Source organism: Buttiauxella sp. B2 (assembly GCF_006376615.1).
In the GTDB taxonomy this organism is placed as follows: Bacteria; Pseudomonadota; Gammaproteobacteria; order Enterobacterales; family Enterobacteriaceae; genus Buttiauxella.
Genome location: NZ_VEXQ01000001.1, coordinates 182556 through 209063, shown reverse-complemented (window position 1 = coordinate 209063; position 26508 = coordinate 182556). Strand labels below are relative to the sequence as shown.

Sequence of the window (26508 nt, the reverse complement as noted above, 5' to 3'; positions counted from 1 at the left end):
ATGGTTCCTTAGCGATGCCCATAAGCACGAGGGCGGGTGTAGTAATCAATCAGCGGCACGGTGATATTTGCCAGCAAAACGGCGAAAGCGACACCATCAGGATAACCACCGTATGTACGAATCAACCAAACCAGTAAACCTGCCAGTGCACCAAAAATCAGGCGTCCGCGATTGGTCGTCGAGGCGGTAACTGGGTCGGTCAGAATGAAAAATGCACCCAGCATTGTTGCGCCGGAAAATAGATGAATTACCGGAGATGCGCATTTTTCCGGAGCAAACATCCAACCGAGAGTTGAACACACCGCCAGCATCAACAGGAAACTAACCGGAATATGCCAGCGGATAGTACCTTTCATCACCAGGAACAGGCCGCCGGCTAAAAAGGCGAGGTTAATCCATTGCCAGCCAATTCCCGCCAGAACACCGTTATAGATTGGCGCTTGCAACAGGTCGTTTGCCGAATGCCCTGCACGCAAACCTGTTTTAAAAGTATCCAGCGGAGTGGCCTGACTGATGCCATCAATACCCATGCGTAACTGCGACATAGTGTCGCCAGCTAACGTGGCGCCCGAGAAAATGACATGCAGTGAATCAGCGAAGCCTGGCACGGTCGCTGCCAGTGAATGCGGAGGCAACCACGATGTCATTTGCACTGGGAAGGCAATCAGCAATACCACATAACCGACCATTGCGGGATTAAATGGATTATGGCCAAGCCCACCATACAACTGTTTAGCAATGATCACGGCGAAAACAGTGCCGAGAATGACCATCCACCATGGGGCAAGGGGCGGAATACTCATCCCCAGTAATAATCCGGTTAACGCGGCAGAGTTATCACCCAGGATTCGTAGCGGTTGTTTACGAAGTTTAAGTACCAGCAATTCTGCGGCAACCGCAGTCAAAATACCTAAAGCGATTTGTATCAGACTGCCCCAACCAAACCAGTACCACAGCATCACCATTCCCGGCAAAGTGGCATAGGTAACCAGCAACATAATCTGTGAAGTGCTGCGTTGGTTATGGGTATAAGGGGAGCTTGCTATCTTAAAAACCATTTATTCCTCTGATACCATTTGTTGCGCGGCTTTACGTGCCTGAACACGAGCGATAGCCGCTGCAACTGCCGCTTTGCGCGGATCTTGTTCAGCGGCCGGCTCTTCGACAGATTGTTGCTCAGCAAGTGCAGCTTTACGCGCTTTAGCGCGGGCGATAGCGGCTTCAACAGCCGCTTTACGCGGATCGATAGTTTCAACTACCGCGACTTCAGTTGCTGGCTGAGAGTCACTGGCAAGTGCAGCTTTACGCGCTTTAGCGCGGGCAATAGCCGCTTCGACAGCCGCTTTGCGTGGGTCGACAGTATCAACCGAAGCGGCTTCAACCGCTGGTTGAGAGTCACTGGCAAGTGCAGCTTTACGCGCTTTAGCACGAGCAATAGCCGCTTCGACAGCCGCTTTACGCGGGTCGCTTGTCCTGGTTGTTGTTACGTTTTCCTGGGTTTCTTTTTCAGCCTGGCGTAGGCGGGCCTGCGCTTTACGGGCTTCACGTGCGGCAATCACTTGCTGGTTATCAGGCAAGCTCCCTGCCTGAACAACAATAGGCTCATCGCCTTGTGCTTTTTTACTTTTAACCCGTGCAAGTGCTGCCTGAATTGCGTCATTATCTTTGGCGGTAGGTTGAACCGCAGCTTGCTTATGGCGTTCAAGACGTGCCGCTTTATCACGCTCAAGACGTGCCAGACGTGCTTCAAAGCGAACTTTCGCTTCGGCAGTACGTTTCGCTTCAAGCTCGATTTCGCGGATCTCGGCTTTTTCTTTCCGGAAATACTGTACCAGCGGAATATTGCTTGGGCAGACATACGCGCAAGCGCCGCATTCGATACAGTCTTTCAGGTTATGAGACTGCGCTTTATCGTGTTGTTGCCCACGGCTAAACCAATAAAGCTGCTGCGGTAATAAATCCGCCGGGCAAGAATCAGCACAGGCGCTACAACGGATACAGCTCTGTTCTTCCTGCGATTCGCCCATTTCATTGGCGGAAGGGGCAAGCAAACAGTTGGTAATTTTGACCACCGGAACATCCAACCACGGCAGGCTAAACCCCATCAACGGGCCACCCATAATGACTTGCTGATCGTGGCCCGGACGGAAACCGGCAAAATCCAGTAAATGGCGTACGGGTGTACCCATCCGTGCCCACACATTTCCTGGCTGCTGAACCGCGCCGCCGGTTAATGTCACCACGCGTTCGGTTAATGGTTCGCCGTCGATAATGGCGCGTTTTACCGCGAATGCCGTACCGACGTTTTGCATTAACACGCCGATATCAGATGAACGCCCACCTTGTGGTACTTGTTTGCCCGTCAGAATTTGCGTGAGCTGTTTTGCGCCACCGGACGGATATTTGGTTGGGATCACTCGCAGCTGAATGCCGTGTGTATTGCAAAGCACCGCACGCAGCATTGAAATAGCCTGCGGTTTGTTGTCTTCAATACCAATTAATACGCGCTGTGGTTGCAGGATATGCGCAAGAATCCGCACACCTTCAATGATTTGCGCCGCGCAATCCTGCATCAAGCGGTCATCGGCAGTAATATAAGGCTCGCATTCGGCAGCATTGATTATCAAAGTGTCGATTTTATCGCCGCCACCTTGCAATTTATTGCCAGTTGGGAAGCCTGCACCACCCAATCCTGCGACACCAAACTGATGTATACGCTCAATCAACTCTTCAGGGCTGTGTGAGGCATAGTTTTGCCAACCGTCGCGCTCAATCCACTTATCTTCGCCGTCGGCTTCAATAATCACGCTCAGCTCAGCCAATGCCGAAGGATGAGCAGTTGAGTGGGGCGCAATTGCCGTTACTGTTCCGGAAGTCGGCGCATGAACGGGAAGCATGCGACCACGCCCACGGGTCAATGCTTGACCACGCAGCACATAATCACCAGGTTTTACGCACAGTTCACCCTCAGCACCAATGTGCTGTTTCAACGGAATAACCAGCTTTTGTGGTAACGGAACCTGGCGTATCGGCGTACCGTTTGATTGGGTTTTCATTTCCGGTGGATGAATGCCACCGTCAAAATCCCAGATTTTATCTTTTTTGAAACGGGTAAATAACTTAAACATGTTGCTCCACCGGAATGATACGAACCGGGATGGTTTGTAGATCCCACTTCCAGCTTTCTGTGGTGGTTTCGACCGGGCGCAAATCAATACAACGCGTAGGGCACGGGTCGACACATAAATTGCATCCGGTGCAGAGGTCACTAATTACTGTATGCATTGCGCGGGTTGCACCAACGATGGCATCCACCGGGCAAGCCTGAATGCACTTTGTGCAGCCGATGCAGTTAGCTTCGTCGATAACAGCTAGCATGCGCACCGGCTCTATGGCTTGCGCGTCGCCTTCTATCGGTTGCGGGTCGACGTTAAGCAGAGTGGCAATTTTATGCATCACGGCTTCGCCACCAGGGGCGCAGAGATTGATTTTCGCACCCTGATTTCCAACGGCTTCGGCATACGGGCGACAGCCAGGATATCCACATTGCCCACACTGACTTTGAGGCAGCAGCTCATCAATCTTATCGACTATCGGGTCTTCTTCGACGCGAAAACGACGCGAGGCGTATCCGAGGATAAGCCCAAAGACCAGACCCAACAGGCCTAGCGAAATTACAGCAATCCAAATCGTACTCATCAGAACTTCACCAGGCCAGTAAAGCCCATAAAGGCCAGAGACATTAAGCCAGCGGTGATAAGTGCGATGGCATTACCGCGAAATGGTGCAGGCACATCAGCGACTGCCAGGCGCTCACGAATTGCAGCAAACAGCACCATCACCAGCGAGAAACCTACCGCGGCTGAGAAACCATAAAGCGCTGATTGCAGGAAGTTATGACCCAGATTGATATTCAGCAACGCAACACCGAGCACTGCGCAGTTAGTGGTTATAAGCGGTAAAAAGATACCCAACAGGCGATAGAGAGCCGGACTGGTTTTGCGAACCACCATCTCAGTGAATTGCACTACAACGGCAATCACCAGAATAAATGCCAGCGTACGCAAATAGACTAAGTCGAGAGGAATAAGGATCAACTCATTGACTAGCCACGCGCAAATTGACGCAAGCGTAAGTACAAAGGTGGTCGCAAGCCCCATGCCGATGGCCGTCTCCAGTTTTTTGGAAACGCCCATAAACGGACAAAGGCCAAGAAACTTCACTAATACGAAGTTATTGACCAGTACCGTACCAACAAAGAGCAGCAAATAATCTGTCATGAATAAGACCTGAAACAAAAAAAGCGGTCTATTATCGGCCAATAAGCCGATAACGACAACGGAGTGATCATAGGGTTATTACGGCTTGATAAATGTTTGCTTCACGCGTTTTGAGCGCTTGAGGTAAGGAACCAACAAAGCAGCAGCCAACAGAGGGAACAACAGCTGACGTAATGCCAGGTCGTCACTCACAGGGGAAAACGCGAAGGCTTTAATCGCTAACAGTACCGACAACAATAACCAAAGAATATAATGACGTACCACATTTATACGACGCTTGAAGAAGGCGATAGTCAACCACATGGTGTAACCCCACATGGCGATCGCACAGGCAATAGAGGTGTACCAAAACGCCACCATTTTGGGGCCTTGTGCGCTCATAAGTCGATGGCTTTCTGGGGAGATAAGCATCATAAGATAAATGGCCAGCGCAATAGTACTACTGAGTAACGTCATCAATAGCCATGCGAGAGGGGCAAGAAGCCAGCCTGCAATACGTGGTGCTTGCGTGGTAGTCATGTGACCTCCCAAAAAAGAATAAGACTTTCATTATGTGATTCATAAGGCGGGAGGATTATAAGGTTTTTTCAGCGCTTTGCTACCCGAGAGAGCTTTGTACACATAACACCAGAGGGATTTAGGCACATAACCTAACCCCAAAAGACGCCCACTTGAAACCGTCTGACGGGCGGTTGCCTGGTGAATGCGCAACTAGCTCGCAACAATATAATTACCTGTTGTTACAATCGCCAGGATAGTATCCAATAGGTTGTCCAAAATCATGAGGAAAGCAAATGAGTGATAACATTCGTGTTGGATTAATCGGTTATGGTTATGCCAGCAAGACCTTTCATGCACCTTTAATTGTTGGCACGCCGGGCATGGTTCTGGCCGGTGTATCCAGCAGCGATGCCACGAAAGTTCATGCCGATTGGCCAAACATGCCGGTAGTTTCTGACCCTCATCATCTGTTCAACGACCCAAATATTGATTTAATTGTCATCCCAACGCCAAACGATACGCATTTCCCACTGGCAAAAGCTGCCCTGGAAGCGGGCAAACATGTGGTTGTTGATAAACCGTTTACCGTGACGTTGTCACAAGCGCGTGAACTGGACGCACTAGCAAAAAGCTGCGGCTTATTGCTTTCGGTATTCCACAACCGCCGTTGGGACAGTGATTTTTTAACCCTGAAATCATTGCTGGCAGATGGCACCTTGGGTGAAGTGGCGTACTTTGAATCACACTTTGACCGTTATCGTCCGCAGGTGCGTAACCGCTGGCGTGAACAGGCCGGTGTGGGGAGCGGGATTTGGTACGATTTGGGTCCGCATCTTATCGACCAGGCGCTGAATCTTTTTGGCTTACCGGTAAGCCTGACCGTTGATCTCGGCCAACTTCGTCCAGGCGCGCAAGCGACTGACTACTTCCACGCGGTGCTGGCGTATCCACAACGTCGTGTCGTGCTGCATGGCACATTACTGGCTGCGGCAGAAACCGCGCGCTATATCGTGCATGGCACCCGCGGGAGTTACATTAAATATGGCCTTGACCCGCAAGAAGACCGTCTGAAAGCTGGTGAGCGTCTGCCGCAGGAAGATTGGGGCTATGACATGCGTGATGGTGTGTTAACCCTTGCGCAGGGAGACGTGATGGCCGAACAAACGTTGCTGACGGTTCCGGGTAATTATCCGGCTTACTATGCGGGAATTCGTGATGCTCTGACGGGACACGGTGAAAACCCAGTTCCGGCGGCGCAAGCCATTCAGGTTATGGAAATGATTGAATTGGGTATGGAATCTGCAAAACACCGCGCAACGCTGAATCTGGCGTAGCGAACGGGTTTAGTAACATCTCACCCTGGCATAATTCAGGGTGAGATGTGTTCGGTCACTGTGCCGTTGGTTTTAACAGCCTATTTGCACCTTTGTGCTCAGCCAGATACTGATGCTGGAAAATACACATACGGATAGTGTTGCGGTATTCGCCATTAATAAAGAACTCATGGATTAACTCACCTTCCACCATAAAACCTAGCTTCTTATAGATGTGCACGGCTTTTTCATTTTCTTTATCAACAATCAAATACAGCTTATACAAATTCAGCACCATAAAACCGTAATCCATCGCCAGTTTTGCGGCACGGGTGGCGAGGCCTTTTCCTTGATAATCAGGTGAAATAATTATCTGAAATTCTGCTCGACGGTGAACATGGTTAATTTCGACTAATTCGACCAAACCTGCTTTTTCACCATTACATTCGATAACGAAGCGGCGCTCGCTTTGGTCGTGAATATGTTTGTCATACAGATCGGATAGCTCGACAAACGCCTCGTACGGTTCTTCAAACCAATAGCGCATCACGCTTGCGTTATTATCCAACTGATGGACGAAACGGAGATCTTCGCGTTCAAGAGGACGAAGCTTGATTTGTAGGTCGTGGCTCATTTGAATTCCCTTCAAAGTGCATATGGCTCCAGTTAAGAAGCCTTATCAATTATTAAGGTGCAACAGTATGGCCAGTGCGGCGGTCCAGACAACGTAGGGTATTAGGTTCCCAATAGGCGTTGACGTTGGCACTTTTTTGGCAACTGTCGCGGGCATCAAAAGCGGTGTCTGTTTTATCCCACTCTTTTTCTACGCGTTTGTTCACTTTTTGACGCAGATTGCGGGTATCGTTCCATTGTTCTTTGTCCATTGCCGCATCCTGGCGAGTCTGCGCATTGTCACCAGATTCAATAATCAGTTTATCAGTCTGAGCTTGAGCGGGTTGAACAAACGCAAATGCACTCAGCAACAACGCCAGCGGCATGATTGCCGCGGATAGACGTTTGCGAAGGATTGTGTTCATTGCAGTTTCCTTTTAGGGTGTAGCACTTTTGTTAAAATAAAATAGTTCATGGTGAGCGGCGTACATCGCGCGACCCACTAATTGACCTCATTATCCCAGACAACGTTCAATATGATCAAAACAACCTTACTTTTTTTTATCACCGCGCTGGCTGAAATCGTTGGCTGCTTTTTGCCGTGGCTCTGGTTAAAGCGTGATGGTTCGCCATTATTACTCATCCCCGCAGCATGCTCTTTAGCAATGTTTGTCTGGTTGCTAACCCTCCATCCTGCGGCTAGCGGGCGTGTTTATGCGGCCTACGGTGGCGTATACGTCGTTACTGCATTGCTATGGTTACGCTGGGTCGATGGCGTCAAGTTAAGCGCTTACGACTGGGTAGGGGCATCCGTTGCTTTTTGCGGAATGATGATTATTGTTGCCGGCTGGGGTCGGGCTTGATTAATCCCACTTTTCCTCTGTAAATCATCTAATCCCTTCGCACCCTTGATGTAATTTCCTGCAAGAGTCACAAAATAATTGTGACTCAGTCCGTCAATTTTTTATTTGCATACTTGTATGGTAGTTAGGGCGAGGCTAACTTCACACATATTGATGACCAATGATCTGATGTGTTGTTAGGGAACCTGAATGAAAATTGTAAAAGCGGAAGTATTTGTTACATGCCCTGGGCGCAACTTTGTCACGCTGAAAATTACCACCGACGATGGGTTAACAGGCTTGGGTGATGCCACCTTAAATGGCCGTGAATTACCGGTTGCATCGTATCTAAACGATCATGTTTGCCCGCAGCTAATTGGCCGTGATGCACATCGTATCGAAGATATCTGGCAGTTCTTCTATAAAGGCGCTTACTGGCGTCGAGGCCCGGTAACCATGTCGGCGATTTCTGCCGTCGATATGGCGTTGTGGGACATCAAAGCGAAAGCCGCCAACATGCCGTTATACCAATTGTTGGGTGGGGCATCACGTGAAGGTGTGATGGTTTATTGCCATACCACAGGTCAATCCATTGATGATGTGCTGGAAGATTATGCACGCCATAAAGAGATGGGTTTTAAAGCTATTCGTGTGCAATGCGGTGTGCCGGGAATGAAAACAACCTACGGCATGGCAAAAGGAAAAGGGTTGTCTTACGAACCGGCAACCAAAGGCGACTGGCCGGAAGAGCAGTTTTGGTCGACCGAAAAATACCTCGATTTTACACCGAAATTATTTGAAGCCGTGCGCAGCAAATTTGGTTTTAACGAGCATTTACTCCATGACATGCATCACCGCCTGACGCCAATCGAAGCCGCGCGTTTTGGTAAAAGCATTGAAGAGCATCGCCTGTTCTGGATGGAAGACCCGACTCCAGCAGAAAACCAGGAGTGTTTCCGTCTGATTCGCCAGCACACCGTCACGCCAATTGCTGTCGGTGAAGTGTTTAACAGCATCTGGGATTGTAAGCAGCTTATTGAAGAGCAACTTATCGATTACATCCGCACCACCATCACCCATGCAGGGGGGATAACCGGTATGCGCCGCATTGCTGATTTTGCCTCGCTATATCAGGTGCGCACCGGTTCACATGGCCCATCCGATCTTTCACCAGTCTGCATGGCTGCCGCGCTGCACTTCGATTTATGGGTGCCGAACTTTGGGGTGCAGGAATATATGGGCTATTCCGAGCAAATGCTGGAAGTCTTCCCGCATAGCTGGACGTTTGATAACGGTTATATGCACCCAGGCGATAAACCAGGGCTCGGCATTGAGTTCGATGAAAAACTGGCGGCGAAATATCCCTATGAACCTGCATATTTGCCGGTCGCTCGCTTAGAAGATGGCACTTTGTGGAACTGGTAACAGGAGATAAAACATGAAAAGCGTAACGGTACAGCTGCCAGAAAAACTGGTGATAGAAGAACGTTCTGTTCCACAGCCACAAAATGGCGAAGTGCGTATTCGCGTAATCAGTGCCGGCATCTGCGGTTCTGACGTGCATATTTATCGCGGACATAATCCTTTTGCCAAATATCCGCGCGTTATAGGCCATGAGTTCTTTGGCAAGATTGATGCAGTAGGTGAAGGCGTTAACGAGTCTCGTCTTGGTGAACGTGTAGTAGGTGACCCCGTAGTGAGTTGCGGTCACTGTTATCCATGTTCCGTCGGGCGGCCAAATGTTTGTACGGAACTCCAGGTGATTGGAGTACATCGCGATGGCGGATTTAGTGAATATGTCACGCTACCGGCTATAAATGCACATGTCGTGCCGGATTCTATTCCCGACAACGAAGCCACTATGGTCGAGCCGTTTACCATTGCAGCAAACATTTGTAGCCAAATGAACCCAGGTCCGCTCGATACCGCACTGATTTATGGAGCCGGGCCGATGGGGTTGACCTCGATACAGGCTTTACGCGGAGTATACGGCGTAAAAGAAATTATCGTTGTAGACCGTGTCGACGAACGTCTTGATATGGCAAAAGCTAACGGCGCAGACCGCGTGATTAACAACACCAATCTTGATTTGAAAACAGAGCTGGAAAAACTTGCTATTCGGCCAACGCTGATTATTGATGCTGCCTGCCATCCGTCGATTTTGCCGGAAGCCATTGGTCTGGCATCACCTGCAGCGCGAATTGGCATAATGGGATTTTCTTCAGATCCGTGTGTACTGAACCAGCAGGCAATAACCAGCAAAGAGCTCACTATTTACAGCTCTCGTTTAAACAGCAATCGCTTCCCGCAGGTCATTAACTGGATGATCGAACACAAAATTCAGCCGGAGAAATTAATTACCCACCAGTTCACATATACACAGGTGCTTGACGCGATGGAACTCTTCGAAAAAGACCAGAAACAATGTTGTAAGGTCTTATTGAAATTCTAAGCAACAACCTCTGTACCCGAATATTTGCTGTACCTACAAACGACAAATTTCAGAGAACAGAATAATGAATAGAACAACAGAAATTAACCATATTCAACCTGTAAGAAACACCAGCGATTTAGTTAAAGCCGCGGTATCTGGCTGGTTGGGGACAGCGCTGGAGTTTATGGATTTCCAGTTATATTCCCTTGGTGCTGCACTGGTATTCCATGAAATATTCTTCCCGGAACAGTCCGCCGCAATGGCGCTTATATTGGCGATGGGCACGTACGGAGCGGGTTATATTGCACGTATAGCCGGAGCCTTTTTCTTTGGTCGAATGGGTGACACTATCGGCCGTAAGAAAGTGTTATTTATTACGATTACTATGATGGGGATATGTACCACATTAATTGGCGTATTACCGACCTATGCACAAATTGGTATTTTTGCTCCATTATTGCTGGTCTTATTACGTATTATTCAAGGGCTGGGAGCAGGCGCTGAAATATCTGGTGCGGGTACAATGCTTGCTGAATATGCGCCTAAAGGTAAGCGAGGCATTATTTCTTCTCTGGTCGCAATGGGAACAAACTGCGGTACGTTATCAGCAACCGCAATTTGGGCTGTAATGTTCTTCATCCTCTCTAAAGAAGAGTTACTGGCATGGGGCTGGCGCATACCGTTCCTGGCCAGTGCAGTCGTGATGATTTTCGCTATCTGGTTGCGTTTGAACCTCAAAGAAAGCCCGATATTTGAAAAAGTAAACGACGAAGGAGAAATCCGTGCCACTGCAAAACAAGCAGCAGACAAAACACATTCGTTGGGAGCAATGTTCACCAGTAAATCATTCTGGTTGGCAACCGGCCTGCGTTTTGGCCAGGCCGGTAATTCAGGCTTAATTCAAACCTTCCTGGCGGGATACTTAGTTCAGACATTACTCTTTGAGAAAAGCATTCCGACAGATGCCCTGATGATAAGCTCAGTGATTGGTTTTATCACTATTCCATTCCTTGGCTGGCTCTCAGATAAAATAGGGCGTCGTATTCCGTACATTATCATGAGTATTTCATCGATAATTCTTGCCTACCCGATGCTGTCGATGATTATGGATAAAAGTCACCATGTGAATGTGATTATGGCCTCCATCATCATTATTCATAACGTGGCGGTACTGGGGTTATTTGCGCTGGAAAATATCACTATGGCGGAAATTTTTGGCTCGCGTAACCGCTTTACCCGTATGGCGATTTCGAAAGAAGTGGGCGGACTGGTTGCGGTTGGTTTTGGCCCTCTGCTGGCAGGTATATTCGTCAATATGACCGATTCCTGGTGGCCAATTGCCGTGATGATGGTGGTGTACTCGGTTATCGGTCTGATTTCAGCTTTCATCATGCCAGAAGTGAGAGACCGTGATCTTAGCGTGCTGGAAGATGCTGCTGAAGCACCAACAACTCAACGAGTAGTGAAGGGGCTGCACGTCTGAACTGGCAATATGTGAGTTGTCATACATCTTTCGCCTTGTGTCATACCAAAAGCGCTAAAGTTTAATGCAAATCAATATGCAGACTACCATAGCAGGTAGTCTGTAGCTGTCCCCAAGTTACTACACAGCGAGTTTTAAAATGGAAAACAAGCTCTTATCTGCAAAAGCTATTCTCCCACAATATGACCGTAGCAAACTGGCATCACGCATCGTTCATCTTGGTTTCGGCGCGTTTCATCGTGCACATCAGGCGGTTTACGCCGACATCCTGGCCAATGAACACGGTAGCGACTGGGGTTACTGCGAAGTCAACCTGATTGGCGGCGAGCAACAAATTTCTGATTTGAAACAGCAAGACAACCTTTATAGCGTGGCAGAAATGTCTGCTGACGCATGGCATTGCCGTGTTGTGGGTGTAGTGAAAAACGCCATTCACGCACAGGTCGATGGCCTGGAAGCGGTATTTGCCGCTTTGACTCAGCCTGATGTTGCCATTGTTTCCTTAACTGTGACGGAAAAAGGTTACTGCCATACCCCTGCAACGGGCACTATCCTGCTGGACCATCCGTTAATTGCACACGATCTCGCAAATCCACAGCAGCCGAAATCAGCGCCTGGCGTGATTGTTGAAGCGCTGGCTCGCCGTAAAGCTGCAGGTCTTCGTGCATTTAGCGTTATGTCTTGCGATAACATGCCAGAAAACGGTCATGTTACCCGCAACGTTATCACGGCATTCGCGCAGGCGATTAACCCAGAACTGGCTGCGTGGATTGAAACTCATGTGACTTTCCCATCGACCATGGTTGACCGTATTGTCCCAGCGGTAACGGCTGAAACGCTGGAACAAGTTGCACAAGCGACAGGCGTTGTTGACCCTGCCGCAGTGGCTTGTGAACCGTTCCGTCAGTGGGTGATTGAAGATAACTTCGTTGCTGGCCGCCCGGAGTGGGAAAAAGCGGGTGCCGAATTGGTTAGAGATGTTCTGCCGTACGAAGAAATGAAACTGCGCATGCTTAATGGCAGCCACTCATTCCTTGCATACCTTGGTTATCTGGCAGGTTATCAGCACATTTCCGACTGTATGCAGGATGAAAACTATCGTCGTACTGCGCACGCATTAATGCTGCAAGAACAAGCGCCAACGTTAAAAGTGCAGGGTGTTGATTTGGCGAAATATGCCGATTCACTGATTGCGCGGTATACCAACCCTGCGCTGCGCCACCGTACTTGGCAAATCGCTATGGATGGTAGCCAGAAATTGCCACAACGCTGGTTAGACTCAATTCGCTGGCATTTAGCAAACGGCAGCAAGTTTGATCTGCTGGCACTGGGTGTGGCGGGTTGGATGCGTTATGTCGGTGGTGTGGATGAGCAGGGGGCGCCAATTGAAGTAAGCGATCCTTTACTGCCAGCGATTCAGCAAGCGGTGAACGCAAGCAAAGAAGGGGAAAACCGTGTTAAAGCGCTGCTGGCACTGAACACAATCTTTGGTAGCGATCTGCCTGCAAACGAGAAATTCGTGAAGCAAGTCACCGAGTCTTATCTGGCATTGCGTGAATACGGCGCTAAAGCTACGGTTGCTAAGTTCTAAGTTCTGTACTCGCCCGGTAACGGGCGAGTCATCATTCCTCACTAAACCAATCGCGTTTCTCTTTACGAATCAACAATATTGACTGGCTAATCTCATGCAGATGGCGATACATTGCCTGATCCACACCCTCTTCATCATGCTGCTTAAGCGCTTCAAAAATATCGTAATGTTGTGAAAGCAACATCTCTGGCGGTGAGACGTGATCCAGGCTCATATAACGCACTCGATCCATTGTCGCTTTGATATTCTCGACGGTATCCCAGGCCAGGCGGCAATCGGCAACCAGTGCTAACTGCTGGTGGAACTCATCATCTAACTGGAAAAAATCATCCAGTTGGTTACGTTCAATCGCTGTGCGCTGCTGATTCAGTAACTGTTCAAGTGCATACAGATGTTCAGCCGTCGCCATACTCGCTGCGCGTTTCGCAACCGCACGTTCAATTGCTTCGCGAACAAAACAGCCGTTCTTCACCTGGCTGACAGAAATCTTATTTACGTAAGTGCCACGCTGCGGGCGAATTTGCACCAGACCAGTTTCCGCCAATTTAATAAAGGCTTCGCGTACCGGTTGGCGTGATACATCAAACCGCATCGACACTTCTTTTTCAGAAAGGGGAGTACCAGGCGGAATTAAGCAACGAACAATATCACGGCGCAGAATGCGGTAAATTTGCTGGTTAACTGGCTGAGTTGGATTAAGCAAAGTTGAAGGCAACATGAATTTTTTCTTATCGTTGAAGTACCCTGCAAATTTAACATTTATTTGCAAGCACGCCCATACCTTAAAACCTTAGGGTATGGGCAAAGCGGTTAACCTTCGCGGTGGATACTAAGTCCGGCAAACGACTGGCTAACTGGCATCATTTCAAGGGTGTTGATATTGACGTGTTTTGGCAATGTAGCTACCCACCAGACGGCTTCGGTCACATCTTCAGCCGTCAGGGCGTTGGCATTTTCATAGGTTTTTTCAACTTTACCGTCATCACCTTTGAATCGTACATTGGAAAACTCAGTTCCGCCCACAAGACCTGGCTCAATATCTGTTACACGGATTGCCGTTTTGTGCAGGTCTGCACGCAAGTTCAGGCTGAACTGGCGCACGAATGCTTTAGTTGCGCCGTAAACGTTGCCACCTGCATACGGCCAGTTACCGGCAGTAGAACCGATATTGATAATGTGACCACGGTTGCGCTCGACCATACCCGGCAACACCGCTCGAGTCATATAGACCAGGCCTTTATTGTTGGTATCGATCATCGTTTCCCAGTCATCCGGGTCTGCTTTATGAGCCGGTTCCATACCCAGCGCGAGGCCTGCATTGTTCACCAGTACATCAATGTTGCGCCATTCGGCAGGCAACTGCTCCATCGCTTGGTCGATAGCCGCGCGGTTACGCACGTCAAGCTGTAGAGTAATGATGCTTTCGCCCAGCTCATCTTTGAGTTCTTGTAGACGTTCCTGACGACGGCCAGTGGCAATCACTTTATGGCCCTGCTGTACAAAACGACGGGTGATACTCTCACCAAATCCGGCAGTGGCGCCGGTTACCAGAATAATCATCTCACTGTTCCTCAACGCTTTTTGTGTCGCAATACCTTAGCACGCTAAGGCTGTTAGTGATAATTGAACTTTAGTATGGCAGCTGCTGCGCGTTGCTGGTGCAGCAGAGCCTCTTAAACGCAACGTGCTGGTGCAAGTAATCCCTCAATTTTGAACAATCCAACCCATGATGCCAAATAGCAACCGATTGCAGCGTCAGGCAACCGTTTGCTTGCTAAAAAGTTACGCAAATGTTGCGCGATGTCTGACTATGTAATCTAAGCTACTGTTATCAAAATGATTAAATCTAAATTTAAACATGGCATCAACATTGCAACAATTAACTCATTCTTCACAAACCAATTACAGGTACGGGCGATGACAGTTAATTACACGCAAGCGCTACGCGGCCAATTTTTTGATATCACACAGACTGGAACCCGCCCTCACGAGTTGCTGGCGAATGCCCGTCATCATGAAGATGCGCTGCTTTTTCTTGACGCAGGTACGGTGGTTGCGTTGTTACCGTGGGAAGAGGGGCGCACGTATCTGCAAACTGAAAGTGATTACATCGATTATCGCGGCAAGCTGATTATTCCGGGCTTCGTCGATACCCATCTACATTACCCGCAAACTGAAATGATTGGTGCTTATGGCGAACAGTTGCTGGAGTGGCTACAAACTTATACCTTTCCGGTCGAGAGCCAGTATCAGGACAGCTCACACGCGGCAAAAATGTCGGCGTTCTTTCTTAACCAATTACTGAGTAACGGCACTACTACGGCGCTGGTGTTCGGGACTGTTCATCCGCAGTCCGTTGATGCACTTTTCAGTGCCGCAGAACATCTTTCGATGCGTATTATCGCCGGTAAAGTGATGATGGACCGCAACGCGCCGGACTACCTTATCGAAACGCCTGAACAGAGCTATCAGCAAACCCGTGAACTGGTTTTGCGCTGGCACAAAAATGGGCGATTAAACTATGCGCTGACGCCACGCTTTGCTCCAACATCCTCGCCTGAATTACTGGCAGTGGTTCAAACACTGCGCGATGAATTTCCGGATACCTGGTTGCATACACATTTGAGTGAAAACAGCGAGGAAGTCGCCTGGGTGAAAAGCCTGTGGCCGGAATCAGAAAGCTACCTTGGCGTTTATCATCAGTATCAGTTGACCGGCAAACGCTGCGTATTTGCACATGCTATCCATTTGCAGGAATGCGAGTGGGATTGCCTGCAACGTACAGATTCAACCATCGCTTTTTGCCCAACTTCAAACCTGTTTCTCGGCAGCGGTTTGTTTAACTTAAAACAGTGCCATGACCGAGGGATCCGCATGGGTATTGGCACGGACGTTGGCGCTGGCACTACCTTCAATATGCTGCAAACGCTGGCGGAAGCATACAAAGTTGCCCAGTTGCAAGGCTATCGTCTGGCTGCCTGCGAAGCGTTTTATCACGCCACATTGGGGGGCGCGCACGCTCTGGATTTAGACGACAAAATTGGCAATTTCCTACCTGGCAAAGAGGCTGATTTCGTGGTGCTGGACCTGGCGGTAACGCCACTTCAGAAACTGCGCTATGCCAATAGCCGGGACATCTACGAAAAATTGTTTGTGCTGATGACGCTCGGTGATGACCGTAACATCTGGCACACCTGGGTAAACGGCAAATGCGTGTGGCAACGCGACACACAGGAGGTTGCGGCATGATTCAATTTTTGCTCAATCAAACAGTAAAAATGCTCGAGAATGTTGACCCCAATACCACGGTGTTGAACTGGCTGCGTGGTAGTGAGCATCGTTGTGGTAGCAAAGAAGGGTGTGCATCCGGTGATTGCGGCGCGTGTACGGTGGTTATCGGACGGGTTGATGGTGAGGAAATATGTTATGACACAGCCAATAGTTGCATCACGCTGATGAGTCAGCTTGATGGCAAACAATTGCTGACCATCGAAGATTTATCAGACGGTGACAAATTGCATCCGGTCCAGCAGGCAATGGCAGATTGCCACGCTTCGCAATGCGGGTTTTGTACGCCAGGTTTTGTGATGTCAGGGTTTGCACTGCAAAAGGCGAGCAGTGCGGTGGGAGTGGATCGCCATGACATTGAAAGAAGCCTGGCTGGAAATCTCTGCCGTTGTACGGGTTATCGGCCGATTATCGAGGCAATGCAGCAAAGTTGTGCTGCACAACCCGATAAGTTTACGCGCACCGAAGCACACACCCTGGCGCATTTAAAATCCCTTCAACAGCCGGAGATGGTGGAGTTAACCAAGTCCAACCGCTGTTTGCTACCCAAAACTCTGGCACAACTTGCGGCACTTTATCAGCAAAATCCGCAGGCGCGTTTATTAGCGGGTGGAACAGATCTGGCACTGGTGATTACCCAGCAATACCAGACTCTGCCGCTGATTATTGGCATGAATCAGGTGACAGAACTAAAAACGATTACCGTGACCGAAAGCCAAATCCGTATTGGGGCGATGGCAACTTTACAGGCATGTCTTAACGAATTGCTGCCGTATATCCCTGCGTTTTCGCAGGCGTTGGAACGTTTTGCATCGCCGCAAATTCGCAATAACGGCACGCTTGTTGGAAACCTGGCAAACGCCTCGCCAATCGGTGATGGTGCGCCAATGCTGCTGGCGCTGGGGGCTGTAGTCGAATTGCGTTGTGGTGATTCCACTCGCCTTTTGCCGCTCAACCAATTCTTCCTGGACTATCGCAAAACAGCGTTACAGCCAGGCGAGTTTATCAGTGCCGTGCTTATTAATAGGGAATCCATCTCCCCGACGTTTGCCGCATGGAAAATTTCTAAACGCATGGACGATGACATTTCGACAGTATTTGGCGCGTTTAATCTCCATCTGAATGAAGGGATTGTGGTGAGTGCGTATCTGGCATTCGGTGGAATGGCCGCTATTCCGGCGCGGGCAAAACGCGCAGAACAGCGGCTTTTGGGGGCGCAACTTAACCAGCAGACGCTCGAGCAGGTATGCGAGGCGCTGGTAGATGACTTCCAGCCGTTAAGCGATTTCCGTGGTTCAGGGCTCTACCGCTTGAAGATCGCGCAAAATCTTCTTAAACGCCTGTTGCTGCTGCACACTGAAAAACACTACGCGCTTGAGGTAAATAACTATGTCAACTAACCCCGCGCGCCTTTCCGAACAGGCATTGATCGAACAGTTTTCCCGTGAAATGAATGGCGGTGCCGGCCAAAGCCGTAAACATGAAAGCGCCGATAAACACGTTAGCGGCAAAGCGGAATACATTGACGACAAGCTAAGCTTACCGGGCATGTTGTACCTTTGCCCGGTCCTAAGCCAACACGCCCATGCGCGAATCATCAACATTGACACCACCGCGTGTTACGCCATACCGGGAGTGGTGCGGGTGTTTGGCTGGCAGGATGTCCCTGGCGAGTTGGACATTGGCCCGCTTGCACCAGCCGATCCTTTATTTGCCCGTGATTTGGTTGAATACCACGGCCAGATTGTATTAACAGTTGCCGCTGAAACGCCAGAAGCTGCATGCATTGCGGTTTTAAAAGCAGTGATCGAATACGAAGTGCTTGAGCCTGTGCTGGATGTTGAAGATGCACTGCGGCGCAAAATCTATGTGCAGGAACCTCACGTTCATCAACGGGGTGATGCGGATTCAGCGCTTGCCACAGCCTCTCATCGCATTCAAGGGCAATTCCATATTGGTGGTCAGGAACACTTTTACCTTGAAGGGCAGATTGCTGTGGTGCAACCCGGTGAAGATGGCAGCGTCCTGGTCTGGTCATCTACCCAACATCCGACAGAGGTACAAAAGCTGGTGGCCTCGGTGTTGGGAGTGACCATGAATAAAGTTACCGTGGATATGCGCCGAATGGGCGGCGGTTTTGGCGGCAAAGAAACACAGGCTGCGGGGATTGCTTGCCATGCAGCACTGGTGGCAGCACTGACCGGACGTCCCGCAAAAATGCGGCTTTCACGCCGGGATGACATGCGAATTACCGGTAAACGGCATCCATTTTTTGTGCGCTATGACGTGGGTTTTACCGACGACGGAATGCTTAACGGTGTCGTTATCGATCTGGCTGCAAACTGCGGCTATTCGCTGGATCTATCAGGATCGATATGTGATCGTGCCATGTTCCATGCCGATAACGCTTATTACCTCGGTGATGCGCGGGTGACGGGCTATAGATGCCGAACTAATCTGGCGTCTAATACGGCTTATCGCGGATTTGGCGGGCCGCAGGGAATGGTCGCCATCGAACAGATAATGGACCACATTGCGCGTGAGTTAGGACTTGACCCGCTGGAAGTGCGCAAGCGCAATTACTATGGTGACACCGAGCGTAATATCACGCACTACCATCAAAAAGTTGAGCACAACATCCTGTCGCAAATCACTCACCAGCTTGAGAACAGTGCCGATTACCAAAACCGCCGCGCTGCAATAAGCGAGTTTAACCGCCAAAGCCCAGTGCTAAAGCGCGGTCTGGCGCTAACACCAGTGAAATTCGGTATCTCCTTTACCTCGAGTTTTCTCAATCAGGCAGGTGCGCTGCTGCTGATTTACACCGATGGTACTGTGCAGCTAAACCATGGCGGTACAGAAATGGGACAAGGGCTGAATACCAAAGTGGCGCAAGTGGTGGCGGAAGTGCTGCAAATTCCGCTGGAACAGATTCAGGTCACGGCGACTAACACGGGCAAAGTGCCGAACACTTCTCCGACGGCGGCTTCTTCCGGTGCCGATCTGAACGGTAAAGCGGCTGAGATTGCCGCACTGACCATCAAAGAACGGCTGGTGGAAATGCTGTGCCGTCTTCATCAGTGTGAACCAGAGCAAGTGGAATTTCGAAACGGCGTGGTGAAAGTGCCAGGGCGATATTTTAGTTTCACTGAAATCGCTACTCTGGCCTGGTTAAATCAGGTCCCGCTTTCTGCAACGGGATTCTACAAAGTGCCAGGCATACATTACGATCGAGCAGTAGGGCGCGGGCAGCCATTTTACTACTTCTCATTTGGCGCGGCGTGTTCGGAAGTCATTATCGATACGCTGACTGGCGAGTACCGCTTACTGCGCACCGACATCCTGCATGATGTCGGCAACTCTCTGAATCCAGCATTAGATATTGGGCAAATCGAAGGTGGATTTGTACAAGGCGCGGGCTGGCTGACCTGTGAAGAGCTGGTGTGGGATGATAAAGGGCGGCTGCTGACCGACAGCCCAATGAGCTACAAAATTCCTGCTATCAGCGATATGCCCGCCGATTTGCGGGTAAATCTTCTGGAAAACCATGCCAACCCACAACCCACCGTTTATCGTTCCAAAGCGGTGGGTGAACCGCCATTTATGCTGGGGATTTCAGTGTGGTGCGCCTTACAAGATGCAGTAGCAAGCGTGACGGATTACCAACAACATCCGCTGCTTGATGCGCCAGCTACACCCGAGCGTGTTTTCTGGGGTTGTCAGGAGGCACCATGAACGATGAGTGGATCAGTATTCTGATGGGGTTACGTGAACGCCGCGAACCTTGCGTGTTGCTAACTCTGTTGGCTGACAAAGGATCGGTGCCCAGGAACTGCGGCACTAAAATGATTGTCGGGCGTGAGCAAACTTATCTGACCATCGGTGGTGGACACCTCGAGTATCAATGCATCGCGATGGCGCAAGAGATGTTGGAAAAACAGGTTGCTTCACCGCATACCGAACATTTCAATTTGGGTGCAAGGCTTGGTCAGTGCTGCGGGGGGATGACCACCGTATTATTCGAACCACTGATTCAGCCGCAACCGCAGATTATGGTTTTTGGTGCAGGGCATGTTGGACAAGCGCTGGTAGCCTTGCTGGAAACGTTACCCTGTCACATAACCTGGGTGGATGAACGGCCCGATATGTTTACCCGCACACCCAAAGGCGTGAAAACCTGGCAGGCAGAAGATCCTATTGATGCCGTAAATGCCGCGCCCGCGCAAAGTTACTTTATCGTCATGACGCATCATCACCCACGTGATCTGGAACTGACCGAGGCGATATTGAAACGTGGTGATTACCGATATTTTGGGTTGATTGGCTCGCACACTAAACGCCAGCGATTTGAGTATCGGCTGGCGGGAAAAGGGATTACGAAGGAGCAACTCAGTACGTTGCGTTGCCCGGTGGGTCTGCCGGATGTGAAAGGTAAACTCCCGGCGGAAATCGCCGTGGCTATTGCCGCTGAGATTATTGCCGTGTATCAGGTGGGCAGTTGAGCTATAAATTATCTTTTGCGGTTAGCAGGAGTGCAGCATGCAAACGGAGAATCCGTTTTATCACGTCAGTTTATTGCCGTATCAAGCCCCTCATTTTGATGACATCCAGGACAGCCACTATCGCCCAGCTTTTGATAAAGCTAAACGTATCAAACGCGAAGAAATTGCCGCGATAGCGAATAACCCCACTAAAGCTACCTTTGAAAACACCTTGTTGGCACTTGAAAAAACTGGGCAAATGCTAGGCCGTGTCACCAATGTTTTCTTTGCCATGACGTCAGCGCATACCAATGATTATTTGCAACAGCTGGATGAGGAATTTGCAGCCGAGCTTGCTGAGCTTGCTGATGAAATGCGCCTTAACCCAGTGCTGTTTTCGCGCATAGATGAACTGTACCAGCACCGCGACTCTCTGGATTTAGACGAAGAATCACGGCGTTTAGTGGCAGTGATGTGGCAGAATTTTTCCCTGTCTGGTGCCACATTAAATGATGAGAAAAAGTCGCGTCTGAAAGTACTGAACAAAGAAGCCGCGCAGCTGAGTAGCCAGTTTAATAATCGCCTTCACGGCGCAGATAAAGCAGCAGGGATGGTGGTTGACGATGTGCAGCAACTTGACGGTTTAAATACCGCGGAAATTGCCGCAGCGAAGCAACATGCGAGCGCTAAAGGTTTAGACGGGAAATATTTAATTCCGTTGCTTAACTTTACCCAGCAACCGGCATTGCAGTCACTTAGCCATCGCCAAACGCGAGAAAAACTCTTCAAAGCAGGTTGGGAACGTACTCAACACAATGACGGCAACGACACGCGTGCTATTGTTGCTCGTCTTGCCACACTACGTGCTGAACAGGCGCAACTGCTTGGTTTTGAGAACTACGCAGCCTGGAAAATTGCCGATCAAATGGCGGAAACACCACAGGCCGCATTGCAGTTTATGCGCGATATAGTGCCTGCTGCAACCGCCCGCGCCCAACGCGAGCTGGTTGATATTCAGCTGATGATTGACGCGCAGAAGGGCGGATTTAAAGCCGAAGCATGGGATTGGGCATTTTATGCCGAGCAAGTCAGGCGCGCGAAGTACTTTCTCGACGAAGCACAAATTAAACCCTATTTTGAGTTGAATAATGTATTAACCAATGGGGTGTTCTGGGCGGCCAGTCAGCTTTTCGGCATCAGTTTTGTCGAGCGTTTTGATATTCCGATTTATCACAATGATGTCCGCACGTGGGAAATTTTCGATAAAGACGGCCGCGGTATGGCGCTGTTCTACGGCGACTTTTTTGCCCGTGACAGTAAAGGTGGTGGGGCGTGGATGGGTAACTTTGTTGAGCAATCGACATTACTTGAAAACGCGCCGGTCATTTATAACGTCTGTAATTACAACAAACCGGCAAGCGGTGAAGCAGCGCTGATTTCATGGGACGATGTGGTCACCTTGTTCCACGAGTTTGGCCATACCTTGCACGGCTTGTTTGCCACCCAACGTTACGCGACACTTTCTGGCACTAATACGCCGCGTGACTTCGTGGAGTTTCCGTCGCAAATCAACGAACACTGGGCTCGTCAGCCACAAGTGTTTGCCAATTATGCCCGTCATTATCAAACTGGCGAACCGATGCCTGAGGCGTTGCGCGAAAAACTGTTCCGCGCAGCTGGCTTCAATAAAGGTTACGACATGACGGAGCTGCTCGCCGCAGCACTTCTGGATATGAACTGGCACAATTTACCTGGTGGAAGTGCGGTTGATGAAGTTGCACAGTTTGAAGCGAATGCGCTTGAGGTTGAGCACATTAACCTTGCAGCTGTTCCTCCACGTTATCGTAGTAGCTATTTTGCGCATATCTTTGGTGGCGGTTACGCCGCGGGTTATTACGCCTATATCTGGACGCAAATGCTGGCAGATGATGGCTATCAGTGGTTTGTGGAGCAGGGCGGATTAACGCCAGAAAACGGTCAGCGCTTCCGGGAGGCTATTTTATCGCGCGGGAATAGTCGGGAACTCAAAGCCCTGTACAACGACTGGCGTGGACACGAACCTTATAGCGAACCGATGCTCAAAAATCGGGGACTCGCCGAGGAGTAATCAGGCAATAAAAAATGCGCCAGGAGGCGCATTTTTTATTGAAGCAGAATTTAGCGTGGAATAGGTCGCGGTTTACCCTCGGTATCAACAGCCACATAGATGAAAATAGCTTCGGTCGCTTTATAGCGCTGCCCAATAGGCTCGGAAGAGACTTTTTTCACCCATACTTCCACGTTGATAGTGATAGAACTGTTCCCGCGTGTTACGCAATTCGCGTAACAACACACCACATCACCCACCGCGACAGGCTTGAGAAACGTCATTCCATCAACACGGACTGTTACCACGCGGCCCTTGGCAATTTCTTTGGCCTGGATTGCGCCGCCCATGTCCATTTGCGCCATCAACCAGCCGCCAAAAATATCACCGTTGGCGTTAGTGTCCGCAGGCATCGCAAGTGTGCGTAATACCAGTTCCCCAACGGGAGCGCTTTGCTGAATACTTGAACTCACTTTATCGTTGCCTATTTTCTACGAGAAATGCATGGCAAGCATAATGATAACAACCGTTATCGATGCCACAAAAACCAACACCAATGGGTGACTGGCTAACCAGGCATTCCAACGGGCTTCCTGATTACCTACAGATTGCTTATGGCGTTCATAAGACTCATCAAAAAGGTCCATTAAAATCCCCGAATAATATCAATAACTGGCGAATTACTTTTCTTCCTGCGGCATATGGCGATAGATATAAACGCCGCTCAGCAGGGTGAACACCAGTGTCGCAGCCGTCAGACCGAATACTTTAAAGTTAACCCACACACTTTGTGGAAGCCAAAAAGCAACGTAAATATTCAGTGCGCCACAGATGATGAAAAACAGCGCCCAGGCAACGTTCAAGCGCGACCACACCGTTTGCGGAAGGGAGATTTCTTTGCCTAACATCCGTTGAATCAACGGTTTTCCCATCACCAATTGGCTAATCAGTAATGCGGCAGCAAACAGGCCGTAAATTACGGTCACTTTCCATTTGATAAATTCATCGTTATGGAAAAACAATGTCAGCCCGCCGAATACTGCAACCATCAGGAAGGTTATCAGCGCCATTTTTTCCAGCTTGCGGAATTTGTACCAGCTATAAACCAGAGCAAAACCGGTTGCGACGATCAGAGCACCTGATGCCACATAGATGTCGTACATTTTATAGAATGCGAAGAAGACAATCAGGGGCAGGAAGTCGAGAAACTGCTTCATAATCTGTTCCGTTAAAAGACTCCTGAGCATCAACGTAACCGCTCAGGAGTTGGTGAATGTTATTGGCGAACCAGCATATACAAACGGAATAAATAGATGAGCAACACCGCAGAAATAAGGTTGCTTATCGTATTTGCTATCACCCCACCAATAGCCGGTGACAGCGCCGCAAATGAAGATGCGAGCATCAGGAGTGCAGTTTTCGCCAGCAACCAGCTAATTACCGCAGGTGCGACCAGGCGCATATTTGCCCAGGCAAGACGCATACTGCTGCGCATCGACTGGAAAACGCCCGCTTTATCCTGAACAACCATAATCGGTGCAAATGAAAGCAGAATCGCTAACAGCACGCCCGGCACAACAATCAGCATGATGCCTATCTGCACCAGGAAGGTCGTCAGGAACATCAGAATAAAGATTTTTGGTAATACAGGAGCCGACGTGCCGATCGCACGAAGCGCACTCACGCGTTGCCCAGCACTGACCATCTGAATCAAAACCAACATGGCTGCAGCCATAATAGCATTGCCGATGAGGCCTGCAAAAGTCGATGCTGCAGAGGCTTTGAGTAACACTTGCTGTTGCTCAGGCGTCATGTTTTGCACAAGGTCAAACAGCCCAACGCTGTTCGATAAATTGTCCCCTTCACTAAGGATAGACATTTGCTCATCGCTGGGTGAAAAAGCGTGACCGATAACAACCGAAATAAAGGCACAAAGCAAAGCGATCAGTAAGACAGTAACAAACTGATTGCGTAGAAAATTCCCCGTGTCACGGTACACAGAACCCGCCGTGATAGACATGCACTCTCCTTGATGTTGCTCGGTTAAAAATCAGCGGGCAATTGTACCCTGGTTGAAGGGCGGTGGCACCGACAAGATGTAAGGCTTTTAGTAAGTTACTGTCAGCAACGAAAATTGATTTGGGCGGGCAAGCATCGGGTTAAGCAAAATGACCAAAAATTAATCCAGATCATTAAATGTTAAATTAGCCAGCTAAGTGTGATCGATACTAGATCACTTTGTACCTAATAATGATTATATTCAGCCCGCTTATAAAACCATAACAAGGAGAGGGCTATGAAAAAATTGTCTGTGGCGTTACTCGCATTAACCTGTTTGTCGGGCGAAGCGTTGGCACATCAACAAGGTGAGTTCTTCATGCGTGCGGGTTCTGCAACCGTGCGTCCAACGGAAGGTTCCGACAATGTGCTGGGCATGGGCGGGTTTAGCGTCAGCAACAATACCCAACTGGGACTGACATTTGACTATATGGTGACAGATAACATTGGTATTGAGCTGCTGGCAGCTACACCATTCCGTCATCGTGTTGGTTTAGGCGCGACCGGAGACCTGGCAACGGTTCGCCAATTGCCGCCAACTCTGATGGCGCAGTGGTATTTTGGCGATTCAAAAAGCAAAGTGCGTCCGTACATTGGCGCTGGTATCAACTACACCACATTCTTTGATGCAGATTTCAATCAGACTGGCAAAGATGCAGGCTTAACTGACCTCAGCGTGAAAGATTCGTGGGGTGCAGCAGGTCAGGTTGGTGTGGATTACATGGTTAATGATAACTGGCTGTTGAACATGTCTGTCTGGTACATGGATATCGACACCGAAGTGAAATTTAAAGCCGGTGGTGAAGAACAGAATATCAATACGCGTATTGATCCGTGGGTGTTTATGTTCTCTGCAGGCTATCGCTTCTAATACTCTTCTGCAAAACTGGTCTTTAAACGGCCAGTTTTTTTCCATTTTGATATTGTGCCATGAGTGCATTTGGTGGCAGTATCGAATTAACCCCATCAGCGAAGACGCTTTCAGCCGAGCGATGGGGATTACTGATTAAAGAACCCGCCGAGTGTGGGTTTTTGTGTTTCTGGGGGCCTGAAACAGGAACGCGCTGTTATGCTAAAACCCGACACCTCAATCGCTATCAGCAGTGGCTGACGATGGGTTTGATTACCGGTCGTTGATGCTGGGATGCAACCTATAAATCATACTGTGACTGCATTCCAGTCCACATCGCAGCACTGGTTCCCAGCGCCTCTTCCAGTCGAAGAGCCATAGCAGCAGAAATACCGGCGCTGCCGTTGAGGGTACGGGAAAGCATGGTTCGTGTAATGCCAAGAGATTCTGCCGCGTGGGTTACCGATATTTCACCAAGGTATTCACGCAGTACGGCCCCCAGGTGAGCAGGGATCGTTATCTCCTTAGTGATAATCTTGATAATCAACGAGGATTGCATCCTTACCTTAACGCAATGGATTGAAGAGCCTGAAACTAAAAGGTGGGACACACTATTCGTACGGATAAGTCAGGAGAGGACAAATGCCAGCGCTAAAATAATGCTGACATTTGTATGTTTTCAATTAGAA

The 26508-nt window shown here is 49.5% G+C and carries 27 protein-coding genes; 13 read left to right on the top strand and 14 right to left on the bottom strand.

What is annotated here, in order from left to right; genetic code table 11:
- Positions 1–8: 8 nt before the first annotated feature.
- The 5 genes from rsxD to FH968_RS01110 all read right to left on the bottom strand — a co-directional run bounded on the left by rsxD (position 9) and on the right by FH968_RS01110 (position 4799).
- The gene (rsxD, locus tag FH968_RS01130; RefSeq protein WP_139876552.1) at positions 9–1058 is read right to left on the bottom strand and encodes an electron transport complex subunit RsxD; all 1050 of its coding nucleotides are present in this window, start codon (positions 1056–1058) and stop codon (positions 9–11) included.
- Positions 1059–3128 (bottom strand): electron transport complex subunit RsxC, encoded by a 2070-nt coding sequence (rsxC, locus tag FH968_RS01125; protein ID WP_139876551.1) that lies wholly within the window; start codon positions 3126–3128, stop codon positions 1059–1061.
- Positions 3121–3699, bottom strand: a complete 579-nt coding sequence (gene rsxB, locus FH968_RS01120) for an electron transport complex subunit RsxB (RefSeq protein ID WP_139876550.1) — start codon at positions 3697–3699, stop codon at positions 3121–3123. Before rsxB ends, rsxC begins: the two co-directional genes overlap by 8 nt.
- Positions 3699–4280: an electron transport complex subunit RsxA gene (gene rsxA / locus FH968_RS01115; RefSeq protein WP_139876549.1), complete on the bottom strand. Its 582-nt coding sequence runs from the start codon at positions 4278–4280 to the stop codon at positions 3699–3701. Before rsxA ends, rsxB begins: the two co-directional genes overlap by 1 nt.
- 78 nt (positions 4281–4358) lie before the next feature.
- The gene (locus tag FH968_RS01110; RefSeq protein WP_139876548.1) at positions 4359–4799 is read right to left on the bottom strand and encodes a DUF2569 domain-containing protein; all 441 of its coding nucleotides are present in this window, start codon (positions 4797–4799) and stop codon (positions 4359–4361) included.
- Positions 4800–5074: 275 nt separating this feature from the next.
- On the opposite strand from FH968_RS01110, the gene FH968_RS01105 reads away from it, so the two are divergent.
- On the top strand, positions 5075–6115 hold the full coding sequence (locus tag FH968_RS01105) for an oxidoreductase (RefSeq protein WP_139876547.1): 1041 nt from the start codon (positions 5075–5077) through the stop codon (positions 6113–6115).
- 55 nt (positions 6116–6170) lie between these two features.
- Here FH968_RS01105 and speG read toward each other — a convergent pair whose 3' ends face one another.
- Positions 6171–6728: a spermidine N1-acetyltransferase gene (gene speG / locus FH968_RS01100; RefSeq protein ID WP_139876546.1), complete on the bottom strand. Its 558-nt coding sequence runs from the start codon at positions 6726–6728 to the stop codon at positions 6171–6173.
- A gap of 52 nt (positions 6729–6780) precedes the next feature.
- On the bottom strand, positions 6781–7131 hold the full coding sequence (locus FH968_RS01095; RefSeq protein WP_139876545.1) for a DUF1283 family protein: 351 nt from the start codon (positions 7129–7131) through the stop codon (positions 6781–6783).
- Between the two features lie 111 nt (positions 7132–7242).
- On the opposite strand from FH968_RS01095, the gene FH968_RS01090 reads away from it, so the two are divergent.
- The 5 genes from FH968_RS01090 to FH968_RS01070 all read left to right on the top strand — a co-directional run bounded on the left by FH968_RS01090 (position 7243) and on the right by FH968_RS01070 (position 13056).
- Complete coding sequence (locus tag FH968_RS01090) at positions 7243–7569, top strand: YnfA family protein (RefSeq protein WP_139876544.1); 327 nt, start codon at positions 7243–7245, stop codon at positions 7567–7569.
- Positions 7570–7758: 189 nt separating this feature from the next.
- Entirely contained in the window at positions 7759–8973 is a 1215-nt protein-coding gene (rspA, locus tag FH968_RS01085) for a starvation-sensing protein RspA (protein ID WP_139876543.1), read from the top strand.
- Between the two features lie 13 nt (positions 8974–8986).
- Positions 8987–10000 carry a Zn-dependent oxidoreductase gene (locus tag FH968_RS01080; RefSeq protein WP_139876542.1) on the top strand — a complete coding sequence of 338 codons (1014 nt, stop codon included), beginning with the start codon at positions 8987–8989 and terminating at the stop codon, positions 9998–10000.
- 64 nt (positions 10001–10064) lie between these two features.
- Positions 10065–11465, top strand: a complete 1401-nt coding sequence (locus FH968_RS01075) for an MFS transporter (RefSeq protein WP_189388936.1) — start codon at positions 10065–10067, stop codon at positions 11463–11465.
- A 139-nt stretch (positions 11466–11604) separates the two neighbouring features.
- Positions 11605–13056: a mannitol dehydrogenase family protein gene (locus tag FH968_RS01070; protein WP_139876541.1), complete on the top strand. Its 1452-nt coding sequence runs from the start codon at positions 11605–11607 to the stop codon at positions 13054–13056.
- A gap of 31 nt (positions 13057–13087) precedes the next feature.
- Here the strand turns inward: FH968_RS01070 and FH968_RS01065 are convergent, their stop codons facing one another.
- Together FH968_RS01065 and ydfG are read right to left on the bottom strand one after the other, a co-directional pair.
- Positions 13088–13774: a GntR family transcriptional regulator gene (locus tag FH968_RS01065; protein WP_139876540.1), complete on the bottom strand. Its 687-nt coding sequence runs from the start codon at positions 13772–13774 to the stop codon at positions 13088–13090.
- Positions 13775–13866: 92 nt separating this feature from the next.
- A complete protein-coding gene (ydfG, locus tag FH968_RS01060; protein WP_139876539.1) occupies positions 13867–14616 on the bottom strand; it encodes a bifunctional NADP-dependent 3-hydroxy acid dehydrogenase/3-hydroxypropionate dehydrogenase YdfG in 750 nt (249 codons plus the stop codon).
- A 357-nt stretch (positions 14617–14973) separates the two neighbouring features.
- Between ydfG and guaD the strand changes: the two genes are divergently transcribed.
- The 5 genes from guaD to dcp are packed head-to-tail and all read left to right on the top strand — an operon-like array spanning position 14974 to position 22932.
- Complete coding sequence (guaD, locus tag FH968_RS01055; RefSeq protein WP_139876538.1) at positions 14974–16305, top strand: guanine deaminase; 1332 nt, start codon at positions 14974–14976, stop codon at positions 16303–16305.
- Positions 16302–17744 carry a xanthine dehydrogenase small subunit gene (xdhA, locus tag FH968_RS01050; RefSeq protein ID WP_139876537.1) on the top strand — a complete coding sequence of 481 codons (1443 nt, stop codon included), beginning with the start codon at positions 16302–16304 and terminating at the stop codon, positions 17742–17744. Before guaD ends, xdhA begins: the two co-directional genes overlap by 4 nt.
- Positions 17734–20079 (top strand): xanthine dehydrogenase molybdopterin binding subunit, encoded by a 2346-nt coding sequence (xdhB, locus tag FH968_RS01045; protein ID WP_139876536.1) that lies wholly within the window; start codon positions 17734–17736, stop codon positions 20077–20079. Before xdhA ends, xdhB begins: the two co-directional genes overlap by 11 nt.
- Entirely contained in the window at positions 20076–20846 is a 771-nt protein-coding gene (gene xdhC, locus FH968_RS01040; RefSeq protein WP_139876535.1) for a xanthine dehydrogenase accessory protein XdhC, read from the top strand. The genes xdhB and xdhC overlap by 4 nt, the downstream gene beginning before the upstream one ends.
- A gap of 37 nt (positions 20847–20883) precedes the next feature.
- Positions 20884–22932 carry a peptidyl-dipeptidase Dcp gene (gene dcp, locus FH968_RS01035; RefSeq protein ID WP_139876534.1) on the top strand — a complete coding sequence of 683 codons (2049 nt, stop codon included), beginning with the start codon at positions 20884–20886 and terminating at the stop codon, positions 22930–22932.
- A gap of 50 nt (positions 22933–22982) precedes the next feature.
- On the opposite strand, the gene yciA is transcribed toward dcp, so the two are convergent.
- Genes yciA through FH968_RS01020 form a run of 4 tightly spaced genes read right to left on the bottom strand, consistent with a single transcriptional unit; the run spans position 22983 to position 24931 of the window.
- A complete protein-coding gene (gene yciA / locus FH968_RS01030) occupies positions 22983–23384 on the bottom strand; it encodes an acyl-CoA thioester hydrolase YciA (RefSeq protein ID WP_223271255.1) in 402 nt (133 codons plus the stop codon).
- Positions 23385–23402: 18 nt separating this feature from the next.
- A complete protein-coding gene (locus tag FH968_RS23590; RefSeq protein WP_189388934.1) occupies positions 23403–23558 on the bottom strand; it encodes a hypothetical protein in 156 nt (51 codons plus the stop codon).
- Positions 23559–23591: 33 nt separating this feature from the next.
- Entirely contained in the window at positions 23592–24128 is a 537-nt protein-coding gene (locus tag FH968_RS01025) for a septation protein A (protein WP_139876533.1), read from the bottom strand.
- Between the two features lie 59 nt (positions 24129–24187).
- Complete coding sequence (locus FH968_RS01020; protein ID WP_139876532.1) at positions 24188–24931, bottom strand: YciC family protein; 744 nt, start codon at positions 24929–24931, stop codon at positions 24188–24190.
- 276 nt (positions 24932–25207) lie between these two features.
- Here FH968_RS01020 and ompW point away from each other — a divergent pair, with 276 nt between their 5' ends.
- Together ompW and FH968_RS01010 are read left to right on the top strand one after the other, a co-directional pair.
- The gene (ompW, locus tag FH968_RS01015; RefSeq protein ID WP_139876531.1) at positions 25208–25840 is read left to right on the top strand and encodes an outer membrane protein OmpW; all 633 of its coding nucleotides are present in this window, start codon (positions 25208–25210) and stop codon (positions 25838–25840) included.
- Positions 25841–25899: 59 nt separating this feature from the next.
- Positions 25900–26106, top strand: coding sequence for a hypothetical protein (locus tag FH968_RS01010; RefSeq protein ID WP_139876530.1), 207 nt, complete (start codon positions 25900–25902; stop codon positions 26104–26106).
- Between the two features lie 14 nt (positions 26107–26120).
- On the opposite strand, the gene FH968_RS01005 is transcribed toward FH968_RS01010, so the two are convergent.
- Positions 26121–26378 carry a HigA family addiction module antitoxin gene (locus tag FH968_RS01005; RefSeq protein ID WP_139876529.1) on the bottom strand — a complete coding sequence of 86 codons (258 nt, stop codon included), beginning with the start codon at positions 26376–26378 and terminating at the stop codon, positions 26121–26123.
- Between the last annotated feature and the right edge of the window lie 130 nt (positions 26379–26508).

Coding starts and splice junctions, on each gene's coding strand:
- rsxD (WP_139876552.1), bottom strand. CDS start 1,058: ATGGTTTTTAAGATAGCAAGCTCCCCTTATACCCATAACCAACGCAGC.
- rsxC (WP_139876551.1), bottom strand. CDS start 3,128: ATGTTTAAGTTATTTACCCGTTTCAAAAAAGATAAAATCTGGGATTTT.
- rsxB (WP_139876550.1), bottom strand. CDS start 3,699: ATGAGTACGATTTGGATTGCTGTAATTTCGCTAGGCCTGTTGGGTCTG.
- rsxA (WP_139876549.1), bottom strand. CDS start 4,280: ATGACAGATTATTTGCTGCTCTTTGTTGGTACGGTACTGGTCAATAAC.
- FH968_RS01110 (WP_139876548.1), bottom strand. CDS start 4,799: ATGACTACCACGCAAGCACCACGTATTGCAGGCTGGCTTCTTGCCCCT.
- FH968_RS01105 (WP_139876547.1), top strand. CDS start 5,075: ATGAGTGATAACATTCGTGTTGGATTAATCGGTTATGGTTATGCCAGC.
- speG (WP_139876546.1), bottom strand. CDS start 6,728: ATGAGCCACGACCTACAAATCAAGCTTCGTCCTCTTGAACGCGAAGAT.
- FH968_RS01095 (WP_139876545.1), bottom strand. CDS start 7,131: ATGAACACAATCCTTCGCAAACGTCTATCCGCGGCAATCATGCCGCTG.
- FH968_RS01090 (WP_139876544.1), top strand. CDS start 7,243: ATGATCAAAACAACCTTACTTTTTTTTATCACCGCGCTGGCTGAAATC.
- rspA (WP_139876543.1), top strand. CDS start 7,759: ATGAAAATTGTAAAAGCGGAAGTATTTGTTACATGCCCTGGGCGCAAC.
- FH968_RS01080 (WP_139876542.1), top strand. CDS start 8,987: ATGAAAAGCGTAACGGTACAGCTGCCAGAAAAACTGGTGATAGAAGAA.
- FH968_RS01075 (WP_189388936.1), top strand. CDS start 10,065: ATGAATAGAACAACAGAAATTAACCATATTCAACCTGTAAGAAACACC.
- FH968_RS01070 (WP_139876541.1), top strand. CDS start 11,605: ATGGAAAACAAGCTCTTATCTGCAAAAGCTATTCTCCCACAATATGAC.
- FH968_RS01065 (WP_139876540.1), bottom strand. CDS start 13,774: ATGTTGCCTTCAACTTTGCTTAATCCAACTCAGCCAGTTAACCAGCAA.
- ydfG (WP_139876539.1), bottom strand. CDS start 14,616: ATGATTATTCTGGTAACCGGCGCCACTGCCGGATTTGGTGAGAGTATC.
- guaD (WP_139876538.1), top strand. CDS start 14,974: ATGACAGTTAATTACACGCAAGCGCTACGCGGCCAATTTTTTGATATC.
- xdhA (WP_139876537.1), top strand. CDS start 16,302: ATGATTCAATTTTTGCTCAATCAAACAGTAAAAATGCTCGAGAATGTT.
- xdhB (WP_139876536.1), top strand. CDS start 17,734: ATGTCAACTAACCCCGCGCGCCTTTCCGAACAGGCATTGATCGAACAG.
- xdhC (WP_139876535.1), top strand. CDS start 20,076: ATGAACGATGAGTGGATCAGTATTCTGATGGGGTTACGTGAACGCCGC.
- dcp (WP_139876534.1), top strand. CDS start 20,884: ATGCAAACGGAGAATCCGTTTTATCACGTCAGTTTATTGCCGTATCAA.
- FH968_RS23590 (WP_189388934.1), bottom strand. CDS start 23,558: ATGGACCTTTTTGATGAGTCTTATGAACGCCATAAGCAATCTGTAGGT.
- FH968_RS01025 (WP_139876533.1), bottom strand. CDS start 24,128: ATGAAGCAGTTTCTCGACTTCCTGCCCCTGATTGTCTTCTTCGCATTC.
- FH968_RS01020 (WP_139876532.1), bottom strand. CDS start 24,931: ATGTCTATCACGGCGGGTTCTGTGTACCGTGACACGGGGAATTTTCTA.
- ompW (WP_139876531.1), top strand. CDS start 25,208: ATGAAAAAATTGTCTGTGGCGTTACTCGCATTAACCTGTTTGTCGGGC.
- FH968_RS01010 (WP_139876530.1), top strand. CDS start 25,900: ATGAGTGCATTTGGTGGCAGTATCGAATTAACCCCATCAGCGAAGACG.
- FH968_RS01005 (WP_139876529.1), bottom strand. CDS start 26,378: ATGCAATCCTCGTTGATTATCAAGATTATCACTAAGGAGATAACGATC.